This is a genomic window from Bacillus sp. EU55, assembly GCF_038005925.1.
Lineage (GTDB): Bacteria > Bacillota > Bacilli > Bacillales > Bacillaceae > Bacillus > Bacillus velezensis.
Window position 1 is genome coordinate 2,896,032 of sequence record NZ_JBBOUE010000001.1, and the last position, 21,858, is coordinate 2,917,889.

General features: G+C 47.9%; 27 protein-coding genes and 1 other annotated feature. Of the genes, 2 read left to right on the forward strand and 25 right to left on the reverse strand.

The window, feature by feature from the left end; genetic code table 11:
• Nucleotides 1-5 precede the first annotated feature (5 nt).
• The 12 genes from tgt to nadB form a co-directional block, all read right to left on the reverse strand.
• Nucleotides 6-1,151, reverse strand: a complete 1,146-nt coding sequence (gene tgt / locus NYE50_RS14715; protein ID WP_159354424.1) for a tRNA guanosine(34) transglycosylase Tgt — start codon at nt 1,149-1,151, stop codon at nt 6-8.
• A gap of 27 nt (nt 1,152-1,178) precedes the next feature.
• Nucleotides 1,179-2,207: a tRNA preQ1(34) S-adenosylmethionine ribosyltransferase-isomerase QueA gene (gene queA, locus NYE50_RS14720; RefSeq protein WP_017418236.1), complete on the reverse strand. Its 1,029-nt coding sequence runs from the start codon at nt 2,205-2,207 to the stop codon at nt 1,179-1,181.
• Nucleotides 2,208-2,232: 25 nt separating this feature from the next.
• On the reverse strand, nt 2,233-2,433 hold the full coding sequence (locus NYE50_RS14725; protein ID WP_003152687.1) for a DUF2905 domain-containing protein: 201 nt from the start codon (nt 2,431-2,433) through the stop codon (nt 2,233-2,235).
• A complete protein-coding gene (gene ruvB, locus NYE50_RS14730) occupies nt 2,426-3,430 on the reverse strand; it encodes a Holliday junction branch migration DNA helicase RuvB (protein ID WP_007408185.1) in 1,005 nt (334 codons plus the stop codon). The genes NYE50_RS14725 and ruvB overlap by 8 nt, the downstream gene beginning before the upstream one ends.
• 10 nt (nt 3,431-3,440) lie before the next feature.
• The gene (gene ruvA / locus NYE50_RS14735; RefSeq protein ID WP_003152683.1) at nt 3,441-4,046 is read right to left on the reverse strand and encodes a Holliday junction branch migration protein RuvA; all 606 of its coding nucleotides are present in this window, start codon (nt 4,044-4,046) and stop codon (nt 3,441-3,443) included.
• Nucleotides 4,047-4,181: 135 nt separating this feature from the next.
• Entirely contained in the window at nt 4,182-4,691 is a 510-nt protein-coding gene (locus NYE50_RS14740; protein WP_159354425.1) for an intercompartmental signaling factor BofC, read from the reverse strand.
• Between the two features lie 131 nt (nt 4,692-4,822).
• The gene (locus tag NYE50_RS22000) at nt 4,823-4,942 is read right to left on the reverse strand and encodes a hypothetical protein (protein WP_373366015.1); all 120 of its coding nucleotides are present in this window, start codon (nt 4,940-4,942) and stop codon (nt 4,823-4,825) included.
• Between the two features lie 132 nt (nt 4,943-5,074).
• Nucleotides 5,075-5,668: a YhcN/YlaJ family sporulation lipoprotein gene (locus NYE50_RS14745; protein ID WP_014721606.1), complete on the reverse strand. Its 594-nt coding sequence runs from the start codon at nt 5,666-5,668 to the stop codon at nt 5,075-5,077.
• 147 nt (nt 5,669-5,815) lie between these two features.
• A complete protein-coding gene (safA, locus tag NYE50_RS14750) occupies nt 5,816-7,006 on the reverse strand; it encodes a SafA/ExsA family spore coat assembly protein (protein WP_007612852.1) in 1,191 nt (396 codons plus the stop codon).
• A gap of 126 nt (nt 7,007-7,132) precedes the next feature.
• Complete coding sequence (gene nadA / locus NYE50_RS14755; RefSeq protein ID WP_014418538.1) at nt 7,133-8,236, reverse strand: quinolinate synthase NadA; 1,104 nt, start codon at nt 8,234-8,236, stop codon at nt 7,133-7,135.
• A 1-nt stretch (nt 8,237) separates the two neighbouring features.
• Nucleotides 8,238-9,086: a carboxylating nicotinate-nucleotide diphosphorylase gene (gene nadC / locus NYE50_RS14760; protein WP_159354426.1), complete on the reverse strand. Its 849-nt coding sequence runs from the start codon at nt 9,084-9,086 to the stop codon at nt 8,238-8,240.
• Nucleotides 9,068-10,633: an L-aspartate oxidase gene (gene nadB, locus NYE50_RS14765; protein ID WP_159354427.1), complete on the reverse strand. Its 1,566-nt coding sequence runs from the start codon at nt 10,631-10,633 to the stop codon at nt 9,068-9,070. Before nadB ends, nadC begins: the two co-directional genes overlap by 19 nt.
• Nucleotides 10,634-10,738: 105 nt before the next feature.
• On the opposite strand from nadB, the gene NYE50_RS14770 reads away from it, so the two are divergent.
• Nucleotides 10,739-11,890, forward strand: coding sequence for an IscS subfamily cysteine desulfurase (locus NYE50_RS14770; RefSeq protein ID WP_159354428.1), 1,152 nt, complete (start codon nt 10,739-10,741; stop codon nt 11,888-11,890).
• Nucleotides 11,887-12,429 (forward strand): transcription repressor NadR, encoded by a 543-nt coding sequence (locus tag NYE50_RS14775; RefSeq protein ID WP_012118101.1) that lies wholly within the window; start codon nt 11,887-11,889, stop codon nt 12,427-12,429. The genes NYE50_RS14770 and NYE50_RS14775 overlap by 4 nt, the downstream gene beginning before the upstream one ends.
• Nucleotides 12,430-12,454: 25 nt before the next feature.
• On the opposite strand, the gene pheA is transcribed toward NYE50_RS14775, so the two are convergent.
• The 13 genes from pheA to mreC all read right to left on the reverse strand — a co-directional run bounded on the left by pheA (nt 12,455) and on the right by mreC (nt 21,840).
• Nucleotides 12,455-13,312 (reverse strand): prephenate dehydratase, encoded by an 858-nt coding sequence (pheA, locus tag NYE50_RS14780; protein ID WP_095061089.1) that lies wholly within the window; start codon nt 13,310-13,312, stop codon nt 12,455-12,457.
• Between the two features lie 13 nt (nt 13,313-13,325).
• Nucleotides 13,326-13,769, reverse strand: coding sequence for a transcriptional regulator ThrR (gene thrR / locus NYE50_RS14785; protein ID WP_007408173.1), 444 nt, complete (start codon nt 13,767-13,769; stop codon nt 13,326-13,328).
• Between the two features lie 53 nt (nt 13,770-13,822).
• The gene (gene obgE / locus NYE50_RS14790; RefSeq protein WP_007408172.1) at nt 13,823-15,109 is read right to left on the reverse strand and encodes a GTPase ObgE; all 1,287 of its coding nucleotides are present in this window, start codon (nt 15,107-15,109) and stop codon (nt 13,823-13,825) included.
• A gap of 31 nt (nt 15,110-15,140) precedes the next feature.
• Nucleotides 15,141-15,719, reverse strand: coding sequence for a sporulation initiation phosphotransferase B (locus NYE50_RS14795; RefSeq protein WP_159354429.1), 579 nt, complete (start codon nt 15,717-15,719; stop codon nt 15,141-15,143).
• A 317-nt stretch (nt 15,720-16,036) separates the two neighbouring features.
• A complete protein-coding gene (rpmA, locus tag NYE50_RS14800; RefSeq protein ID WP_003152662.1) occupies nt 16,037-16,321 on the reverse strand; it encodes a 50S ribosomal protein L27 in 285 nt (94 codons plus the stop codon).
• A 12-nt stretch (nt 16,322-16,333) separates the two neighbouring features.
• Nucleotides 16,334-16,675 carry a ribosomal-processing cysteine protease Prp gene (locus NYE50_RS14805; protein ID WP_012118103.1) on the reverse strand — a complete coding sequence of 114 codons (342 nt, stop codon included), beginning with the start codon at nt 16,673-16,675 and terminating at the stop codon, nt 16,334-16,336.
• Between the two features lie 2 nt (nt 16,676-16,677).
• Nucleotides 16,678-16,986 carry a 50S ribosomal protein L21 gene (rplU, locus tag NYE50_RS14810; protein WP_003152660.1) on the reverse strand — a complete coding sequence of 103 codons (309 nt, stop codon included), beginning with the start codon at nt 16,984-16,986 and terminating at the stop codon, nt 16,678-16,680.
• 13 nt (nt 16,987-16,999) lie between these two features.
• Nucleotides 17,000-17,073, reverse strand: a sequence feature (ribosomal protein L21 leader region).
• Between the two features lie 58 nt (nt 17,074-17,131).
• On the reverse strand, nt 17,132-17,998 hold the full coding sequence (locus tag NYE50_RS14815) for a M50 family metallopeptidase (RefSeq protein ID WP_224988710.1): 867 nt from the start codon (nt 17,996-17,998) through the stop codon (nt 17,132-17,134).
• Nucleotides 17,991-18,794 carry a M23 family metallopeptidase gene (locus NYE50_RS14820; RefSeq protein ID WP_017418246.1) on the reverse strand — a complete coding sequence of 268 codons (804 nt, stop codon included), beginning with the start codon at nt 18,792-18,794 and terminating at the stop codon, nt 17,991-17,993. The genes NYE50_RS14815 and NYE50_RS14820 overlap by 8 nt, the downstream gene beginning before the upstream one ends.
• A 127-nt stretch (nt 18,795-18,921) precedes the next feature.
• Nucleotides 18,922-19,725 (reverse strand): septum site-determining protein MinD, encoded by an 804-nt coding sequence (minD, locus tag NYE50_RS14825; RefSeq protein WP_003152655.1) that lies wholly within the window; start codon nt 19,723-19,725, stop codon nt 18,922-18,924.
• A gap of 2 nt (nt 19,726-19,727) precedes the next feature.
• Entirely contained in the window at nt 19,728-20,408 is a 681-nt protein-coding gene (minC, locus tag NYE50_RS14830; RefSeq protein ID WP_003152653.1) for a septum site-determining protein MinC, read from the reverse strand.
• Between the two features lie 53 nt (nt 20,409-20,461).
• Nucleotides 20,462-20,980 carry a rod shape-determining protein MreD gene (gene mreD / locus NYE50_RS14835; RefSeq protein ID WP_003152650.1) on the reverse strand — a complete coding sequence of 173 codons (519 nt, stop codon included), beginning with the start codon at nt 20,978-20,980 and terminating at the stop codon, nt 20,462-20,464.
• Nucleotides 20,977-21,840, reverse strand: a complete 864-nt coding sequence (gene mreC, locus NYE50_RS14840) for a rod shape-determining protein MreC (protein WP_007408166.1) — start codon at nt 21,838-21,840, stop codon at nt 20,977-20,979. The genes mreD and mreC overlap by 4 nt, the downstream gene beginning before the upstream one ends.
• Between the last annotated feature and the right edge of the window lie 18 nt (nt 21,841-21,858).

The following is a 21,858-nucleotide window of genomic DNA, read 5'->3' on the forward strand; positions in this document are numbered from 1 at the left end:
TTTATTTAGAAGCTTTTCGCATTTGGCTTATTATAGCCGTAACGCTCAAAGAACTCTTCTCGGAAATCACCAAGACGATCCTCCCGGATGGCTTGTCTGACCTGCTCCATTAAGTGTAACAGAAAATGAAGGTTATGGTAAGTTGTTAATCGAATTCCAAACGTTTCATTACAGCGGATCAAATGTCTGATGTAAGCGCGGGAGTAATTTTTGCATGTATGGCAGTTGCACTCTTCATCAATCGGACGGAAATCACGCTCATATTTGGCGTTTTTCATATTCAGACGCCCTTCATTCGTAAACACCGTGCCGTTTCGGGCAATCCGGGTCGGCAGTACGCAGTCAAACATATCCACGCCGCGAATGGCGCCGTCAATTAAGGCATCCGGTGAACCCACACCCATTAAATATCTCGGCTTGTCCTTCGGTAAAAGCGGAGTTGTAAACTCAAGCACTCGGTTCATGACGTGCTTCGGCTCGCCGACAGATAACCCGCCTATGGCATAACCCGGAAAATCAAGCGAAACCAAGTCTTTTGCACTTTGTGTCCGCAGGTCTTCGTATTCTCCGCCCTGTACGATTCCGAACAGCCCCTGCTCATCTGAGCGCCCGTGCGCCTCCAGGCAGCGTTCCGCCCAGCGGCTGGTCCGTTCCACAGAGCGTTTCATGTAATCATACTCTGCCGGATACGGCGGACACTCATCAAACGCCATCATGATATCAGAGCCGAGGGCGTTTTGAATTTCCATCGCTTTTTCCGGAGATAAAAACAGCTTGTCTCCGTTTAAGTGATTGCGGAAATGAACGCCTTCTTCTTCTATATTACGAAACTTGCTCAATGAAAAGACCTGAAAACCGCCGGAATCCGTTAAAATCGCGCGGTCCCAGTTCATAAACTTATGAAGCCCGCCCGCTTCTTTTACAATGTCATGTCCCGGGCGGAGCCATAAATGGTACGTATTGCTTAAAATAATGCCCGCATCCATAGATTTCAGCTCGTCCGGAGACATCGTCTTTACCGTAGCAAGCGTGCCGACCGGCATAAATACAGGCGTTTCAAAGGAGCCGTGGGGCGTATGGACTCTGCCCAGGCGCGCTCCCGTTTGTTTGCATTCCTTTATAAATTCATAACGTATCGGTTGTTCAGCCACTTTGTATGAGGCCTCCTGTCATTCAAATTAGATAATCAGCATGGCGTCGCCAAAGCTGAAGAAACGATATTCCTCTTCTACCGCATGACGGTAGGCGGAAAGAACATGCTCTCTGCCGGCAAGCGCAGAAACGAGCATGATAAGGGAAGATTTCGGCAGATGAAAATTGGTGATCATGCCGTCAATCGCTTTAAATTCATATCCCGGATAAATGAAGATGGACGTCCAGCCGCTTGAAGCGGTAAATACGCCGTCATGCTCGCCTGCAATGGTTTCCAGGGTGCGCGTGGATGTCGTCCCGACCGACACAATGCGCCCTCCCGCCTTTCTGACCTCGTTTAAAGAGGCGGCGGTTTCTTCCGTCATTTCATAAAATTCCGCGTGCATGTTATGCTCTTCCACATCATCCGCACTGACCGGGCGGAATGTGCCGAGTCCCACATGAAGTGTGATAAATTCAATCCGCACACCCTTTTGCTTCAGCTCATCCAGAATCTCTTCCGTAAAATGAAGTCCGGCCGTCGGAGCTGCGGCAGATCCGATTTCTTTTGAAAAGACGGTCTGATACCGTTCTTTATCATCAAGCTGCTCTTTAATATAAGGAGGCAGCGGCATTTCACCGAGTGATTCAAGCACTTCATAAAAAATCCCGTCATACCGGAATTTTATTTTTCTGCCTCCGTGATCAAGCTCCTCCGTGCAGACCGCTGTCAGCCGGCCGTCGCCGAATGTCAGGACCGTTCCTTTTTTTACGCGTTTCGCCGGTTTTACGAGCGTTTCCCATGTATCATTTTCTTCCTGTTTTAATAACAGAAGCTCCACTTTCGCCCCCGTATCTTCTTTTGTGCCGAATAATCTTGCAGGCAGCACACGGGTATTGTTCAAGACGAGGCAATCCCCTTCATTAAAAAAGCTTACAATCTCTTTAAATGAACTGTCCGTCAGCCCGCCCGTCTGTTTGTCGAGCACCATAAGCCGCGATGCGTCACGCTCTTTAAGCGGCACTTGGGCAATGAGGCGTTCAGGCAGTTCAAAATCAAATAAATCGACTTTCATCATTTCACCTTTATTCTGTCTATTGTTATTTCATTCTGCCGAAAAAATTAAGCAGAATGGATAGTATCACACTGATCACAATACAAGTGACAACGGGAAAGAAAAATGTAACATTTCCCTTCTTAACGAAAATATCTCCGGGCAGCCTTCCGACAAAGTGCCAGACTGCGCCGGCAATAAGCAAAACGGCACCGAGAACCATGAGAACCTTCGGAAAGTCAGTCACGGGCGGGCGCCTCCAATCGAAAATGTTCATACACAGCCGGAGTCACGACCCGTCCCCTCGGCGTCCTCTGGAGAAATCCGATCTGCAGCAGATACGGTTCGTACACATCCTCTATTGTATGCGGTTCTTCGCCGATTGTCGCGGAAATCGTATCAAGGCCGACAGGACCGCCGCTGAATTTTTCGATCATGCCCATCAGCAGCTTATGGTCGATATGGTCAAGGCCGAGCGCATCGACTTGAAGACGTTCGAGCGCGTCGTGAGCGATTTCTTCCGTGATGCGGCTGTCGCCGAGCACCTGGGCAAAATCCCTCACCCTTCTGAGAAGCCGGTTTGCAACCCGCGGCGTTCCCCTTGACCGTCTGGCGATTTCCAGAGCCGGAGCTTTTTCGATATCCACTTCAAAAACGTCAGCCGTTCTTGACACGATATCTGTCAGCTCTTCCTGCGTATAGTATTCAAGGCGCGACAGCACCCCGAACCGGTCTCTGAGCGGTGCGGTCAATAATCCGACCCTTGTCGTCGCTCCTACAAGCGTAAAAGGGGGAAGGTCGAGACGGACGGAGCGGGCGGACGGGCCTTTTCCAATGACGATATCAAGGCAGAAATCCTCCATCGCCGGGTACAGCACTTCCTCAATTGAGCGGTTCAGCCTGTGAATTTCGTCTATAAACAGCACATCCCCTGGTTCGAGCGCCGTCAAAATGGCTGCCAAATCTCCCGGTCTTTCGATGGCGGGACCTGACGTCGTCCGCATCTCCACACCCATCTCATTGGCCACGATAGACGCAAGCGTTGTTTTCCCGAGACCCGGAGGCCCGTATAAAAGAACGTGGTCCAGCGTTTCCTGCCTCATTTTCGCCGCATCGATAAACACGCGCAGATTTTCTTTCACCTTCTTTTGGCCGATATACTGGGCGAGATTCTGCGGCCTGAGGCTTTGCTCGATTATTGATTCATGGCTGTCTGCTTCACTTGAAACGAGCCGTTCATCCATGAACATCACCTTACTTTAATAATTTTTGCAATGCTTTTTTCACATATTGATCTGTTGAAAGCGCCGTTTCCTCTTTTAAGTGAGGAAGCACTTTTTTAATTTCTTTTTCGGCGTAGCCGAGAACCCGGAGCGCTTCAAGCGCCTCGTCAAGCGCCGTTTCAGCCTCTTGTTTTTCAATGCGCGCTTCATGATTGAACAGGTTGTCAATCATTTCAGGCACGACGTCGGCCAGTTTGCCTTTCAAATCAAGAATAATCTGCCGCGCCGTTTTTTTGCCCACACCCGGAAATTTCACCAAAAAGGCTTCATCTTCCTGTTCGATCGCTTCGATGACGGCTCCGGGGTCACCGGAACCGAGGATGGCGAGCGCCCCTTTCGGCCCGATGCCGGTGACGTTCAGCAGCTTTGTGAAAAGCGCTTTTTCTTCCCGGGTTGAAAAACCGTACAAAGAAAAGGCGTCTTCTTTTATATGATGATACGTAAAAATGGTCTCTTGATTGCTTACCTTATAAATAAACGGGTTCGGAGTGAAGACCTGATAGCCGATTCCGCCGTTTTCAATCACGATGTATTGGGGAGATACATAATCAATCGTCCCCTTCACGAATTCAATCACACCTATTCACCTCTTTGACTGCTTATCATTGTAACACAAAAACAGCCAAAGTCTTATAGAAAAGTTAACGTATGTTCGCTTTGACACCTTCCGTTCAGAAAAAAAAAGACATGTGTCACATGTCTTGCGTCAAAGTCAGCCGCTGTAAGTCTTAATATGATCGATCACGCTCTCAAACTCCGCTTTTGTCCTGTACGGTATGCCGTGTTCCAAGTGCTTTTGCAATCGGCTTTCCAGCCTTTCTATATCAATCTGGAAGAAAGATTGAATCGGCTCGGCCAGCGATCCGGGACGGCCGTGAAAAGTGGAGATGACGCCTCCGTCCGTGACGCCGATATAACCGTTAACCTTACTGAGCGGAGAAATGTCATCAACATGCTTACGGAAAAGGACGAAGCCTTTTTTCTGCTCAACGAGCGTCCAGCCCGCATATGCGGCCCAAAAATCCTCCATCGCCAAAACGGTTTCATCCGTATGTTCGATGCCGACATCACCGTCCAGATAGACCTTTTCCAGCTGGACGTGCACCCGAAGCGGCCCGTAATGCTTAACCTCCGCCCCGTATGCGCCTTTTCCTCCGCAAATCAGGACTGCAGCCGATAAGATAAGCATAAACAATAGACGAGCACCGCAAATTCGTTTCACCAATAACACCTCTTTATTCAATCAAACTCTTGATGCTAGTTTGACCAAAGATGCCGGTGCTTAACCGTTTTCTTTCATTTGTCTGTTTCAGCCGAAAAAAAGCAGCCTCTATATGAGGGCTGCCCCGATGATTATGCCCGGCCGGCTGAAATCAGTTTCATTTGTCCGGGCGTCAGTTTGAGCCGGTATCCCCTTACGGTCAGATACATAGTTTTTTCTCCGCGGCTTTTGTCATGCTCCGTTTTTTTCATTCCGGCCCCTCCGTTACGTTTTATTACTTTTATATTAACACCGCAACATAAAGAGCGTTTTAAGAATATGTAAAGAAATGATGAAGCTTTATCCATAAAAATACTGCCGGATGAAATCATCCGGCAGTCCGTTTAACGGCTGTTTCTGTTCATGTCTTGCAGCTTTGTAAAAGTAGCGTTGTCGGTAAACACTTGAATTGTACGGCCGTCCGCGAATTTTTTGGCCGCATGTTTGACATGTTTATCATCATTTTTCGTAAAAGGATGATTTGTTCTGACGGCAATGACGACTCTCGTGTCAGTCACGATGACCTGACTATCCTGTACGCCCTTTACTTTTTTCACGCGGTTTGCAACTTTTGCCGCCAACCTGATGTTTTCGGCGTTGTCATACCCATTATAAGACATTGCTGCCGGCGGCGTATTGACATTTCGGCCGTTATATGTGCCGTCCGTCGTTAACGGAACCCCGTCATTAGGGGCGTACTGGTCGGACACATTTGTCGTATTATGACGGCCGTTTCGGTTTTCCATCATTTCAGAAACGGGTCCTTGATGGTCCATTCCGTACTGGCCTCTGCCATTACCATTATCATTCGAATAATATCCGACCGGACGTGTTGACTGATTGTAGCGTCCGTCATTCATGGCATTATTTGCTCCGCATGCCGTTAAGCTTGCCGTCACGGCTAAAACGCCCGCGATCGTCATCAGTTTTTTACCCAATGGAAAACCCCCCCGTGGATTCATCGCTGTTTGTGCGTTTTCCGCTCATGTTTAGGATGTGCGTCAGGCGGCGGGTTTAAGCTTGTCAGTTATGTCCATTCCTCAGTTGGACATAAAAAAAGGAACGACATACATCGTCCCGAAACATTAATCTTCTTCTTCCTCCGGCCGTCCGAATACTTGATTTGGACTCGGCTGATTCGGCGCGACATTGGGATTTGCTCCGCCGTAAGGCATAAAATGTCCTGCGTTTGCACCCATATTCGGATACGGCTGCACAGGCATATTTGCGTGATGGTGATGTGAACCGTGGTGGTGATGATGGTGATGATGTGAATCATGGCAGCCGCAATCATCATCCTTATATTTTCCATCATGATGAGGGGCGTGTGCGTAATGTGACGAATATCCGCCGTAATACGGCATTTGACCGTAAGGAGCACCACCGAAACCAGATGCAGAACCATCATAATGCTCTGCATTTTCATGGGCCTGATTTTCATATTCACCGTAACCCGCATGCGGCCCAAATCCCGGATGATGGAATCCGTACGGTAACGGCATCGGCATGACCGGAAAGCCTCCGAAACCTCCTCCAAAACCGCCGAAACCTCCGCCTACCGGGAAGCACGGATGGCATAATCCAGAACCCGGCAGCATCGGTGTCACCGGAACCGGACAAGGACAAGGCATGCACGGCATCGGGTAATGCATAAAAGGCGGTTCAACGGCCGGCATATTCGGAAACGGGACATTCGGAATGTTTGGCATGTTCGGCAGATGATAAGCGGCGTTTTCTTCTTCCATCTTTCCGGCTTCAGGCGCCTTTGGCATATTCGGGTAATTCGCGTTTTCCATGTTGATCATTTCCTCCTGTTGTGGAATGTTATTGTCATGCTCTTTTTCTTTCGGCTCGACAAAATGTGTCACCGGTTCCTCCGGCTTAGGAGGCGACCACGGCTGAAACAGCTGATTGGACGGGTAATATTGGTTCATATCAGCTTCCGGCAGCACATTTTCATGCTTTTCAGGGATTGGCGGCACATAAGGAATCGACGGCTTTGGTTCTTCCGGTATGGTGTCTTCAATGTCCACAACTGATTTCGGTTTTTCTTTGGCATATGGATGCTCATGCTTATGCGCAGACGTTCCGAAGCCGGCCTTAGGTTCTTTTCTGACCGGAACGGCTTCTGAAGGCACCTTTATCTTCATTCCAGGCATAATTAAGTCTGGATTGCTAAGCTGATGATTCAGTTTTTTTAACTCTTCAAGATCAACTCCGTATTTTTCAGCTATTTTCCAGAGCGAATCGCCTTTTTGAACGATATGAATTTTCAACGTTTTCCCCTCCTATGCACAAAACGTGAACGGTACATTTGTCATTACAATACGTTTCTTCACACTATATGCCGATGGACTGGGCATGATGATAAAAAATTTGGGAAGGAGGGGAAATTTTTATAACTACGTATGACTCAGCATTCTGTTCAAAGCACGAAGCGCTTCTGTCCGAACCGCTTCCGGAACTTTAATGACACCCTTCAGCTCGCCTTTTTCAAGCTGCTCAAGCGACCACAATAAATGCGGCAGATCGATTCTGTTCATTGTCAGACACGGACACATATCGGGATTCAATGATTCAATCTGTTTATCCGGATGCGATTGAATGAGGCGCTGAACAAGATTCATTTCCGTTCCGATCGCCCACTTGCTTCCCGGTTCAGCCTGTTCAATCGTATCAATAATGTATTTGGTAGACCCGCTGTCGTCACTGAGCGAGACCACTTCCCTCGAACATTCCGGATGAACGATAATGCGGATGCCGGAATCCCGCTGCCGCAGCTGAGAAATATTTTCCGCTGTGAACTTTTCGTGTACGGAGCAATGCCCTTTCCAAAGGATGACTTTAATGTTTTCCGGATGGTCAGTAAGCAATCGGTTCTGCCCCGGGTCCCATACAGCCATTTCTGTCAGCGGAATGCCGAGATCATAGGCTGTATTTCTGCCTAAATGCTGATCCGGCAAAAATAAAATTCTCTCTTTTTGTTTAAAAGCCCATTTCAGCACACTCCGGGCATTCGAAGAGGTGACGGTCGCTCCTCCGTGCCGTCCGACGAATGCTTTAATTTCCGCCGTCGAGTTAACATATGTTAACGGAATGATGGTGTTACCGTACAGTTCTTGAAGCTCTTGCCATGCTTTGTCCGTCTGCTGAATATCTGCCATATCAGCCATCGAGCATCCGGCGCGCATATCGGGCAAAATGACGGTTTGGTTATCATCAGTCAGCATATCAGCGGTTTCCGCCATAAAATGCACGCCGCAAAACACAATATATTCCGCCTCTTTATTTTTTTCTGCCACTTGAGCAAGCTGCAGGGAGTCACCTGCCGTATCGGCGAATTGTATCACTTCGTCTTTTTGATAGTGATGCCCCGGAATGAACAGGCGCTTTCCGAAATCCCGTTTAATGGCGGCGACCCGCTTCTCCATTTCTCCGGTGCTCATGTCTTTATAATGGCTCGGCATCATTTCGGCTGATGCAGTTAACACGTCAAAAATAGACATCTTAAAAATCCCCCTGTTCCGCAGCCTCAACATCCATGCTGATGTCGGCGCTTTTTACTGAATGAGTCAGAAATCCGAGTGAAATATATTGGACGCCCGTTCCTTTATAAGCGGGCAATATGTCGAGCGTTATGCCTCCGGATGCTTCCGTTTTGATATGGCCCGGTGTCATGCCTGCAAAACGCCGGACGGACTCAGGCGGACAGTTATCAAACATAATAACGTCTGCGCCCGCTTCTATTGCCTCGAGCAGCTGCTGTTCGGATTCGATTTCGACTTCCACCGCAAGCATCTGCCCCGCCGTTTTTCTTGCCCGCTCCACGGCCGCCTTTATCGATCCGCAGGCGGCAATATGATTATCTTTTATCATGATGCCGTCATATAAGCCAAAGCGATGATTAAAGCCGCCTCCGACCCGAACGGCGTATTTTTCCAGCATTCTGAGCCCGGGTGTCGTTTTTCTCGTATCACAAAGCTTGATGGACGGATCATCAAGATTCCTTTTGGCCTCATCCGTCATTGTCGCAATGCCTGACATTCTTTGTATGAGATTCAGAATGACCCGCTCCCCCGTAAGAAGAGCCGCCGCCTGGCCTTCCATTTCAGCGAGCACGTCTCCTTTTTTCATCCGTTCTCCGTCTTTTTTCAGGGAGCGGACGCGGATATCATCGTGTAAAAGCTTCCATCCTTCACGGATAACGGCTTCTCCGGCAAACACGCCGTCTGTTTTTGCGATGATTCGCGCTTTACATTGCTGATCAGAAAAAATCGCTTGTGACGTCGCATCACCCGTTCCGATATCTTCCTGAAAAAAATGAGTCAGCATTTGTTTCAGCTGCAGAATGTCCATAGTTCCCCAATCCTTTCGTTTTTTCTGATAACTGTTCCAGATGTTGAATGAATGATTTGTTTTCCGTGCCACTCTTTCTCCGTCCCGGGAAAATCAGCGCGAAAATGAGCGCCTCTGCTTTCTTCCCGAATAAGGGCTGAGGTCACAACAAGTTGCGCTGTCTTCCATAGGCAGGATAGCTCGGCTTGTTTTATTGTGATATCCTTCACATTCATGTGACGCACAGATACGTTGCTAAGCCAGGATGCCAGCGCCTGCATGTTTTCTTTTTCCCTGACGATGCCCGCTCCGGTTGTCATTTTGGCTTGGAGCACATGAAGCGTTGTGTCCGGCACTTGTAAGATGACATCAGATTTCTTCGGGGTTTTTTTATATCTTCCGTTTAACGGTGTTTGAATGATATGTTCAGCACATCGTTGCCCGCTTGCCAGCGCTTCCAGCAGTGAGTTGCTCGCAAGGCGGTTCGCCCCGTGCAAGCCTGTGCAGGCGGTCTCGCCTATGGCGTACAAATCAGGCACGGACGTTTTCCCCCATGTATCGGCTTTTACTCCGCCCATTAAAAAATGCATTCCGGGTGCTACGGGAATTCCGCTTTCAAGATCAACACCGGCTGTTTGACAAATTTCTGTTATGGTCGGAAAACGTTTCTTAAAATCGGCTATTCGGCTGCAATTTATAAAAACAGGATTTTCTTTCATCATTTCTTCATAAATCGCCCGTGAAACCACATCCCGGGGCGCCAAATCTTCTAGTGCGTGTCTGCCAGCCATGATCCTGCGCCCGAAGCGATCCGCTAAATATCCGCCTTCTCCTCTCACTGCTTCAGAAATCAGACCGTACACAGTCCCGTTTTTCACAAGGAGGGTCGGGTGGAACTGGGTGAACTCCATATCCGTGATCTCAGCTCCAGCGCGGAAGGCAAGAGCGATGCCGTCTCCCGTTATGGCGGAATCATTTGTGTGATATTGGTACAGACTGCCGCAGCCGCCTGATGCAAGCACTACACAATCCGCTCTTCTGTAAGAAACAGTGCCTGAAGCATCCTTTACGGCAACCCCTGCGCATCGTCCGTGTTCAATCAGCAGATCAACAACCGTCTCGTGTTCAATAATCCGTATGCCGTCCCTCAGCTGCTGAACCAGAAACTCAACCAACATCCGTCCGGTCGCATCTCCCCCGGCGTGCAGAATCCTCCTTTTGGAATGAGCGCCTTCCCTGCCGAGACAAAACGTTCCGTCCGACTTCGTATCAAAAGGGAAATGGCCTTCTATCAGCCTGTTTATCATGCTCTGTCCGCTTTTCAGCAAATGCCGCACGGCTGTCACGTCATTGTGTCCGCATCCCGCATACAGTGTATCGTTCACATGGGATTCTAAAGAGTCATCTTTTGCGTATGAAACAGCAATCCCGCCTTGAGCATAATGCGAATTGCTGTTCGTTACGTTTCTCTTTGTGATGACGGTTACTTGGTATGATGGAGGAAATGAGGAAGCACAGGCAAGGGCCGCCGTCCCGGAACCAATGACGATAATTGTTTTTTCAGACATACATCATCCTCCTGTTATATTTACACATGTCTTGACACCTATATTTACACAACGATAAAATAAACTCAAGCTTTTTTTAACATAAACGGATAGGAGACGGGCTGTATGATTTATCTTGATTACGCGGCGGGAGCGCCTTTAAGCAAAGAAGCCGCAAAAGTCTTTCAGCATCTCAGCACAGAGGTATACGGCAATGCAAGCAGCCTTCATGACGCCGGAGGAAGAGCGGCGGACGTGCTGGAATATTGCAGACATTCTGCAGGAAAATTGATCGGCGGAGCGGCAGACGGCATTTACTTTACAAGCGGCGGAACGGAAGCGAACATCCTGGCCGTCCAATCATTGCTGCACGGTCTGCCCGATCACAAAAAACATTTTATTACGACCGCAATGGAACACCATTCGATCCATAATGCTGCGGCGTTTTTAGCTGATCGGGGAATTGATATCACCATCATATATCCCGACGAAAACGGCCTTATAACCGAGGACATACTGGCGGCTCATATCCGTCCTGACACGGGGCTCGTTTCCATACAGCACGCCAATTCAGAAACCGGCCTCATCCAGCCTGTGAATCGTCTGGCCGCTTTTCTTCACCAGAGAAACATTTTGCTGCATTGCGATTGTGTTCAAAGTTTCGGCAAACTGCCGATTGATGCGGATCAGGCGGGAATCGACGCCCTTTCCGTCTCCGGTCATAAAGTATACGGCCCGAAAGGCACCGGGGCTGTTTACATTCGGCCCGGTGTCAGCTGGAACCCGGTTTATCCGCATACCGTGCATGAAAACGGGTTCAGGCCCGGTACGGTGAATGTGCCGGCCATCGGCGCTTTTACCGCTGCTGCGGAGTATGCAGTGAAACATATGGAGGAACACCGTGAGCATGCTGACAGGCTGAGGAATTATTTGTATGACCAAATTCGGCGTCAAGGCCTCCCCATTTCATTTTCAGAGGAAGAAACCGGCGGTGAATGCCTGCCCCACATTGTCGGGTGTTTTTTTCACTCCTTTGAAGGACAATATATTATGTTAGAATGTAATCGTAACGATATTTGCATCTCAACCGGTAGCGCATGTTCCGCCGGCAGCCACGGCCCTTCTTCAGCTATGAAGGCGCTGAGAAAAACCGAACGGGAAGCGCGGCAGTTTTTCCGGATCTCATTCGGAAACGAAACAACATGTGAACAGCTCGATATGCTGATACATACATTTACGGCGCTGTGGGAGCAAAAGAAAGGAGAATCAGCAATTTGACAGAAGGAACGAAGCTTACTGGGGAGAAAAGACGCGACATGCTGCTTCATTGGCTGAAAGAAGCCGGCTCGCCATTAACAGGAGGCGAATTGGCCAAAAAAGCAAATGTCTCAAGACAGGTGATCGTGCAGGACATATCGCTCTTGAAAGCAAAAAACGAGCCGATTATCGCGACGAGCCAAGGCTACTTATACATCAGCATGAATGCCGGCGGCGAAAAAAATGCCGAACGGATTGTCGCCTGTCTGCACGGACCGGAGCGGACGGAAGAAGAGCTTGCACTCATTGTCGATGAAGGCGTCACCATAAAGGACGTCATAATTGAACACCCCGTATACGGCGATTTAACCGCCGCCATAAGAGTCAGTACACGGAAAGAAGTCAAACAATTCATGGATCACATTAACTCGACAAATGCCGCTTACCTTTCACAGCTGACCGGAGGCGTGCACCTCCATACGTTAAGCGCCCCGACAAAAGAGCGGATTGACCAAGCCTGCCAAGCGCTGGACGACGCGGGTATTTTAATAAAAGATTAAAAAAAAGCCCCCTGAAGGGCTTTTTTTATATCGAATAGGATTGATATGTTCCCAGAAGCTTGACCCGGCAGCCGAGGGCTTCCATCTCTTGAACGGCACCGGGAATGAGAACCTGATCCATCGCCTGTTCAATATCAATAATAAAGAAATAGTTGCCGAGACCCGTTTTTGTCGGGCGCGATTCGATCTTTGATAAATTCAGGTTTCTCCATGAAAAAGCGGACAGCACCCTGTGCAGCGCACCTGATTGGTCATCTTGGGGAAGCGTTACCATCATCGTCGTTTTCGGCCGTGAAGACAGTTTCGCATTCACTTCGAATGAGACGTCTTTTTCAGGCGAAAGAATGACAAATCTCGTGTGGTTGTCCTGATAATCCTGAATATCTCGCTTCACGATGCTCAATCCGTATGTAGCGGCGGCCATTTCATTTGCAATCACGCCGATCGGAAGGTCCGAATGCTCACTGACATACTTGGCAGCCGCACCTGTTGACTTCGAATACTCATATGGAACGGACGAAAAATGCCGGTGAAGAAATTTGTGGCATTGCGCAATCGCATGAGAATGAGAATAAATTTTCTCAAGCTTTTTCCACTCATTTTCTCTCGAAGGGTGAACGAGCAGATGCTGGTGAATCGGCAGCGTCATTTCCCCCACGATCGTAAGAGGCTGCTCATGAATCAAGTAGTCAATCGTTAAGTTAACCGAGCCCTCCAGCGCGTTTTCCAAAGGAACAAATGCAAGATCAACTTCTCCCGCAACCGCCGCATCCATGCATGCCGGTATTGTTTGATAAGGTGCTTGTGTCACGCTGTTTTGAAAGCAGGAACTGACTGCTAGATGTGTAAATGTGGCTTCTGGCCCTAAATAACCGACTTTCATGTCTCTTCTCTCCTTACGCGCCTGACCCTAAGATCTCAACTTTTTCTATAAAATCAAATTTTCTCAGTTTATTCATTAACGTATGAATGTTTTCTTCCATTGCGGACGTACTGATTGAGAGCGTGACATTCGCCCTGCCCTGAAGCGGAATCGTCTGGTGAATGGAAAGCACGTTGCTTCCTGAGTCAGCCACCGCCTGCAAAAGCTGGGATAACGCGCCTGACCGATCCTCCAAATGAAAGAAAAGTGTGATTATTTGTTCCTTAACCATCGTGTAAAAAGGGAAAACCGCATCTCGGTATTTGTAAAAAGCGCTTCTGCTTAAATCAACTTTCTGCACGGCATCTGCAACCGATTCAGCCTTTTTTCTGTCGAGCAGCTTTTTGACTTCAAGGGTTTTCCGCATCGCATCAGGCAGAACGTCTTCACGCACTAAATAAAATGTCTCTTCTTTCACCTGCACCCCTCCCTTTTACATCAGAGAGCCTGCATTGCAAGCTCTCCGTTTTTTTAATCAATAAATTCAAATTCAAATTCCAGAAGCCGGATGATATCGCCGTCTTTAGCACCGCGTTCTCTGAGCGCTTCATCAACGCCCATACCGCGCATCTGTCTTGCAAAACGCTTGACGGATTCGTCACGGGAGAAGTCAGTCATTTTAAAGAGGCGTTCCAGACTGTCACCTGAAAGCACAAACGCACCGTCCGGATCACGGGTAATGTTAAATGGAATTTCTTCGTCTTCCATCGTGTACATCACGCGGTTTTCCGCCAGTTCTTCTTCATCATACAGCGGGAATTCAGGCGTTGTTTCCAGCTGATTGGCGACTTCAAACAGAAGATCGCGGAGCCCTTCTCTCGTCACCGCGCTGATCGGGAAGACAGGATGGTCATCCTGAAGCTTTTCTTTAAACGCCTTAAGATTTTCAGCTGCTTCTGGCATGTCCATTTTATTCGCAACGATAATTTGCGGACGCTCTGTCAGCCGCAGATTATATTCACTGAGCTCCTGATTAATGGTCACATAATCCTCATACGGATCACGGCCTTCCATCGCTGACATGTCAATGACATGAACGATGACGCGCGTCCGTTCGATATGGCGGAGAAATTGGTGACCTAAGCCGACTCCTTCGTGCGCTCCTTCAATCAGGCCGGGCAGATCCGCCATGACGAAGCTTCTTCCGTCATCCGTTTCCACCATGCCCAGATTCGGAACAAGCGTTGTAAAATGATAATCGGCGATTTTCGGCTTTGCCGATGAAACGACAGACAGAAGCGTAGATTTTCCGACGCTCGGGAAGCCGACGAGACCTACGTCTGCAAGCACCTTCAGTTCAAGCACGATATAGCGCTCTTTTCCGGGCTCTCCGTGCTCTGACAGCTGCGGTGCCGGGTTGGCCGGTGTCGCAAAGCGGGTATTCCCGCGTCCGCCCCGTCCGCCTTTTGCGATGACGGCGCGCTGTCCGTGTTCAGTCAGATCGGCAATAACCTGTTTTGTATCGTCATCCGTTACGACTGTGCCGGGCGGAACTTTAACAACCATATCGTCCGCGTTTCTGCCGTGCTGGTTTTTAGACATGCCGTGCTCGCCGCGTATCGCTTTGAAATGGCGCTGGTACCGGAAGTCCATAAGCGTGCGCAATCCTTCATCAACCTCAAAGACGACGTCGCCTCCATTACCGCCGTCACCTCCGGCAGGCCCGCCTTTCGGCACATATTTTTCACGGCGGAACGCAACCATTCCGTTACCGCCGTCGCCGCCTTTTACATATACTTTCACCTGATCTACAAACATAATATCCTCCGTTCTAAACCGTAAAAAACCGCTAGTTCATTCCAATTTCGGCCACACATTCATGGCAGGTCAGCTCAAATTGCATGACATCAAAGTCCTCATACCGGGATTTGCGAAATTCATCAAACACATCTGCATTTGCAATCGTTCCATGAAAATCGAGATATACAATAAGCTGTCTGTCAGGGTGATCCGTCTGCAGCGATACGGTCAGATGATTTTCACTTTCATTGTTTACCGCCAGACCGAACAGATGAAACAGTTTTCTCATCAGGTTCGACAGCTTTTGATCATATGCCGATAAATCTTTAATTTCTCCGAGCACTTCGTATTCGAGCCTCATATAACGGGACTTCCAATTAAATGTAAGAAAGTCAAACGCCAAGTGCGGGGTTTTCAGGTTTGAGAGCTTTGATTCGTGCTTTGCATCTATGACCATTTCGTCAATAATTTCAACGACCCTGTCATACTTCTGCAAACTTAAGTTTCCTTTTATCAGCTGCAGCTTATTCATCCAATCATGACGGAAATGGCCCATTAATTGGATCAGCTCATTGATCAGAGCCGCATCGCTTACAGGTTCTTCTTGTTTCTTCGATACATCCTTCATTTTCGCACTCCCAATCGTTTAATTTCTTTTTAGGAGTCTTGATAAGTGTGTACTATGAATTATAACAGAGAAGGCTTTGTTAAAAAAACACTTGTTTTTCCTGGTTCATCATGTTCCTTTTTCGGATCGCATACTATGCGGATGCCAGGCAGAAACATTTTTGGTATCACTGCTTGGGGAACATATCCAGTGGGTATGGGAAGCTGATGTCCTCATTCAAGGCGGGGTTCACTCACGCATCCTCTGCTTTTCATTCTTGATGTTACTCCGCTTACTGCAAAAAAAACTCCAGTCAACGACCGGAGTTTTTTGTGTCATTATTGAGCTACAGGATATACGCTCACTTTTTTGCGGTCACGGCCGAAACGTTCGAATTTAACAGTTCCGTCGATTTTAGCAAAAAGAGTGTCATCTCCTCCGCGGCCCACGTTTTCACCTGGGTAGATTTTCGTTCCGCGTTGACGGTAAAGGATAGATCCGCCTGTTACGAATTGACCGTCTGCACGTTTAGCGCCTAAACGTTTAGATTCAGAGTCACGTCCGTTCTTTGTAGAACCTACACCTTTTTTAGAAGCGAAAAACTGAAGATCTAATCTAAGCATGTAACTCACCTCCTATATTTGGTTTGCAGTCAACCGTAAGTGTTCACTGTAATCCCGCTCGATCGTTTCAAGAGAAACAATCATGCCTTCAATCAGCAGCTGCGCTTTTTGCAAAGCTTCCTGATCAGCGGCTTCAGGGAATTCAAAGTAGAAATAACCCCCGTCCTCGCCTATATCAAGAATCGGTTCGAGAGGAGCCAGCGCGATAACCGCATTGACCGCTCCGAAAACGACAGCCGTGACCCCGGCGCATACGAGATCTCGTCCATGTTCAGCAAAATCAGCATGTCCCGTCATTTCAAAGGACAAAATGCCCCCGTCATTCCGGGATCTTCGAATTGTTGCCTCAATCATGCTTACGCGTTGATTTTTTCGATTGTCAATTTAGTATAAGGCTGACGATGACCTTGTTTTTTATGAACATTTTTCTTTGGCTTGTAACGGAAAACAGTGATTTTTTTCGCACGGCCTTGTTTTTCAACTTTAGCTGTAACTGTCGCGCCTGCAACTGTTGGGTTGCCGACTTTCACGCTGTCTCCGCCAACAAACAATACGTCTTCAAACGTCACTGTTTCACCTGCTTCAGCAGCAAGTTTTTCGATGTAAACAGTTTGACCTTCTTCAACTTTGATTTGTTTTCCGCCTGTTTTAATGATTGCGTACATTCTCTGCACCTCCTATTAGACTAAGACTCGCCAGCAACAGGGGGCTTTAAAGCTCTTATCACCTGTCCCGAGCGGTTGTAGCATTGGTGCTACATCCATAACATTAAAAAATATATCAGAACCAAAAGGATATGTCAATCTATTTCTAGTAAGGCAGCAGCAGGTCTTCCATAGAGGAATCTGTCCGTTTATCGGCAAAATACGCATGAAGCACTTCATTTTCATCGAGCTGGCTGAGCTTTTCGCCGGCTTTTTCAACGATAATGGGGTGCTTGCATCCCCGTTTGAATTCGGCCATGACATGCTTTACTTTGACATCGGCCGCGACCGTCAAAGGATGCAGCATGGCGACATCGCGGTTTTTGCCGTAGTATCTCTCCAAAAGAAACCTCAGCTGAATATAATGCCGCTTCCGGTATTCATCCCATAAAGAGGCGGCGAGAAAGACGAACAGAACCCATGCGCTGACCTGAAGGGGGACGGCCAGCACAATCCAGCAGCAGAGCAAAAGCGCGGAAACGGCCGATGTCTGCAGGCTGAGGAGATGCGCTTTTTGAAAAGCCATTTGTTTAGAGAAGTATAAAAACACGAACTTTCCGCCGTCAAGCGGCCAGATCGGCAAAAGATTGATGAAAAGAATAGAGAGATTATAAAAGGTAAACATCTCAAATGTCTGCTCACTTGCAAAGCCTGACATGAAAAAGAGCCAGGCTGCCGCCTGAAGCCACACATGCTGAAGCGGGCCCGCCAGGATGACCGCAAATTCCTCTTTAAGCGGCCGGTTTCCGTGCTCCTCCACCTCAACCGTCCCGCCGAAAGGGAGCAGAAAGATTCGTTTTATGCGCCACGAAAAAAACACAGCCAGAGCAGCATGCCCCAGCTCATGAACGGATACGACCAGCAAAAGACACAGCAGCGCTTTGATGTGCCCCGTCATAAGACCAAGCCCCATGATAATCCAAAGAAAAGGATGGACATGAACTTTGAAAAGGAGGCTGAGCCATTTATTCATCAAAAGTGATCACCTGGATCGGATCTATGAATTTATCGCCATCCTGGATCGCGAAATAGTACTGGCCTTTACTTTTATCGTTAAGCTTGATCGAACCGATCTTTTTCCCTTTATCGACAAAGTCGTACAATGAAACGTTAACATCTTTTAGCCGGCCGTAAATGCTGCTTGTATTGTCGGCGTGCTGCACCTTCACCGTCAGCCCTGTTTTTTTATCTTTGCTCACTTCCATAATGTAGCCTTCTTTTACGCTGTCAATGGCTTCGCTGGCGGTTTCGACGACGACGCCCTCTCCGTTATTTTGAAAGTCCTGCTGGATTTTCCCCGCGGCAGGAACGGCCATATCCTGACTGACCGCCACCTGACCGTCCTTCTTTTTCGTTCCCGGCGTAAGAAAAGCGAGCGGGTTTCCGAAGGAAGATACGAACCAATTGCTTACGGCAGCAAACTGAAATTCCTTTTGAAAGGTTTGTGCGATCGCCGGTTTGATCTGACTCAACGGCTGTTTGTCAGTTTTATAGGCAATAGCGGAGATCAGTACGAGACAGGCGGCCAGCAGGCATTTTAAAATAATAGAATGAGCGCTGATCAATGGATGCCGTCCGTTAAATTCGGGCGGGTGTTCCGTTTGATATTCGTAGTCCGGTAGAAGCTTGTGCTTTTCCTGCTCCTTGACCGTCTGCCACGCGGGAAAATCCTGAGTTCGGGCGTTTTGAACGAAAGTCCGTTTTGATTCAGGCCGCTGTTTTCTTCTTTTGGCCAGTCTTTTTCTAATTTCATCAGCTCTGTGACTCATCGCCATCATCCTTTGCAATCGTTGGGTTTGTACATCCTATGTCTTGTCCATTGCAAATATGCGCTCTTGAAAAACAAAAAAGACCTGATAAGCTGGGCTTCATCAGATCTTTGTATTCTGGTATATATTATGAACGCACGCCGAAAAATGACTTGATTTTCGCCATCATCCCTTTTTGCTGCTCTTCAAGCACCTGCAAAGGAACGGATTCTCCTAAAATGCGCCGGGCGATATTGCGGTACGCAATGCTGGCGCGGTTTTTGGAATTCATGGCAATCGGTTCGCCGATATTTGAAGCCCTGATCACTTCATCATCGTCAGCAACGATTCCGAGGAGATCAATAGACAGATGATGAACAACTTCATCCACATCCATCGTGTCACCGTTTTTCACCAGGTGATTTCTGATGCGGTTCACGATAAGGCGCGGCGGTTCAATATCTTCCTGCTCCAAAAGTCCGATAATGCGGTCAGCGTCCCGCACCGCTGATATTTCCGGCGTCGTCACAACAATCGCCTTATCAGCTCCGGAGACGGCATTTTTATAGCCTTGTTCAATTCCGGCCGGACAATCAATAATGACATAATCAAATTCCTGCTTAAGCTCCTGCACAAGCGATTTGATCTGCTCAGGGACAACAGCCGTCTTGTCGCTTGTCTGGGCAGCCGGCATTAAATGAAGCAGATCATCAAAACGTTTGTCTTTGACAAGCGCTTGATGCGTCTTGCATCTGCCTTCAATTACATCTACTAAGTCGTAAATAATTCTGTTTTCAAGACCCATTACGACATCAAGGTTGCGCAGTCCGATATCTGTGTCTACCAAACAGACGCGCTTCCCTAAAATGGCTAAGGCGGTACCGAGGTTTGCAGATGTTGTTGTTTTACCTACTCCGCCTTTTCCCGAAGTTATTACGATAGCCTCACCCAATTTCACATTCCTCCCTCAAGCCTTGTTAGATCAGGTCTTAAATGAGCCAATTGCTGAAGGCGTTCAATGACCATATTTCCGTCAGTATCTAAATAAGCACATTCCATGTCGTTCCCTTTTTGAATGTGGTCTGGGGAGCGATTTAACACGTGATTGATCCTCAATTGTGTCGGCATCATTTCGGATGCGGCGATCACAGCCCGGTTATTTCCGTTATAACCCGCGTGGGCAATCCCTTTTAATGAACCGAGAACAAATATATTTCCTCCGGCTCTGATCGTACCGCCGGGATTCACATCTCCGATTAAAAGCAAATCTCCCGTCACGTGAAGCACCTGGCCCGAACGGACGATTTTGGAAACAGAAACAATTTCCTGCTCCTCTTTCATCCGCTGCGCTTCTTCTTTGGCGATGACTTCACTGTCAATTGAATGCACGACTAAATCTTTCTTTGACGCGATCAGATCAGTCAGCTGCTCTGCCTGTTCCTGATACAGATACCGATGCCCGAGTTTAATATGAACACTGATTTTTTGGCCTTTGCCATCAGTATATTGTTCAATCGACAGCATGTTTTGAAGACCATCGAGAAGCTCATCAAAAGAACACGCATCATCCAGATGCAATGTTAAGCCGTTTTTTGTTCCTTTTATTGTTACATATTGCTGCTTTTTGGTCTTCATCAATGTTCACCTCAACAACATACTCTTTTCGTCAAAAAAAGATAAAATCCTTTTTACTCATCTCTTAATTCTTTCTTCAGACTTATATAAAACAGCCTGAAGGGCAGGACTAATATAACGGCCCCCGCAATATTCAGCAAAGCGGTCGGCAAGAACCGCTGAATGACAAAATCGTTAAACGTCATTGTGCCGCTGCGGATTAACGTCTGAATGCCGTAGACGTAAAATTCAAGCACACATACGCTCAGCACCGCGACCAGAATGACCATCAGGGCGTTTGTCTGCAGCACTTTAAACGCTTTGGCCGCCAGATAGCATAAACCGGCAAAACCAAACATATAAACGCCTAAAACACCCGTATAATTGATGTCATAAAGAAATCCGAAAATGAAACCGTAGATCACCGCATGCTTTTGGTTGATATAAGCGGACATAAAAATCAGCGCAAGCAAAAGAAAATGCGGAACGACCTGCTGCTCGACGGAAACGAAAGGAAAACGCACCAGATCGGTATAGATGCTTTCCGCACAAAAGACCAAAATCATAATCAAAGGGAGAAGGAAACGTTTCACGATCCTTCCTCCCCTGTTGCTACGCTTCGGTTCACGACGATGACATGGTCAAGATCGTACAGGTCGGCAGCCGGTTTCACGTAAGCGATTTTCGTCAGGCCGTAAGCATCTGATTCTACATCGGTCACTTCCCCGACCGTAAGCCCTTGAGGAAATACGCCGCCCGTTCCGGATGTCTCCACGAGGTCGCCTTTTTTCACTTCACGTTTTTCATCCGGCTCAAGGATAGTCATTTTCAGGGTCTGTTTCTTTTTATCGTACCCTTCAATTAAACCGTAGCCTTTGCTTCCCTTTTTGCCGGAGATTTTGGTGGCCACTCTGTTATTGCGGTCAACATCGCTCAGCAGCTGAACGGCGGATGTGAAACTGTTGAGTCCGCTGCTTTTGATCTTCCCGACCAGCGCACCCTTTTCGTTCGTGACAGCCATGTCTTTGGCCACTTTCTGCTTCGTTCCCTTATTGATCATGATCTGCTTGTACCATTGATCAGGGTTTCTGGCGATAACAGTCGCTAAAATCGGATCATAGTCGGAAATTGATTTGACATGCCCGAGTTCATCACGCAGCTTCTTGTTTTCATCTTTGAGTTCTTGGAGCTTCGCTTCATATTGTGTCTGTCCGTCCAGCTTTTGTCTTAAGCGTTCGTTTTCCTTGTACGTGTTTTTCAGGTCTTTTATGTCCCCGAAGAACCCTGCAAAATATTCGGCAGGCGTGTGAAAAATGTTTTGAAATACTCCCGTCGTATCACCGATCAGCTTTTCAGGCCAGGTGGTATTACGGCCGTTCTTCAGCGAGAATCCAATCATAGCCACCAATATGATAATACACAGAAGTAATAGCATTAACCGTTTGTTCGGCATCGTGATACACCTCTTCTA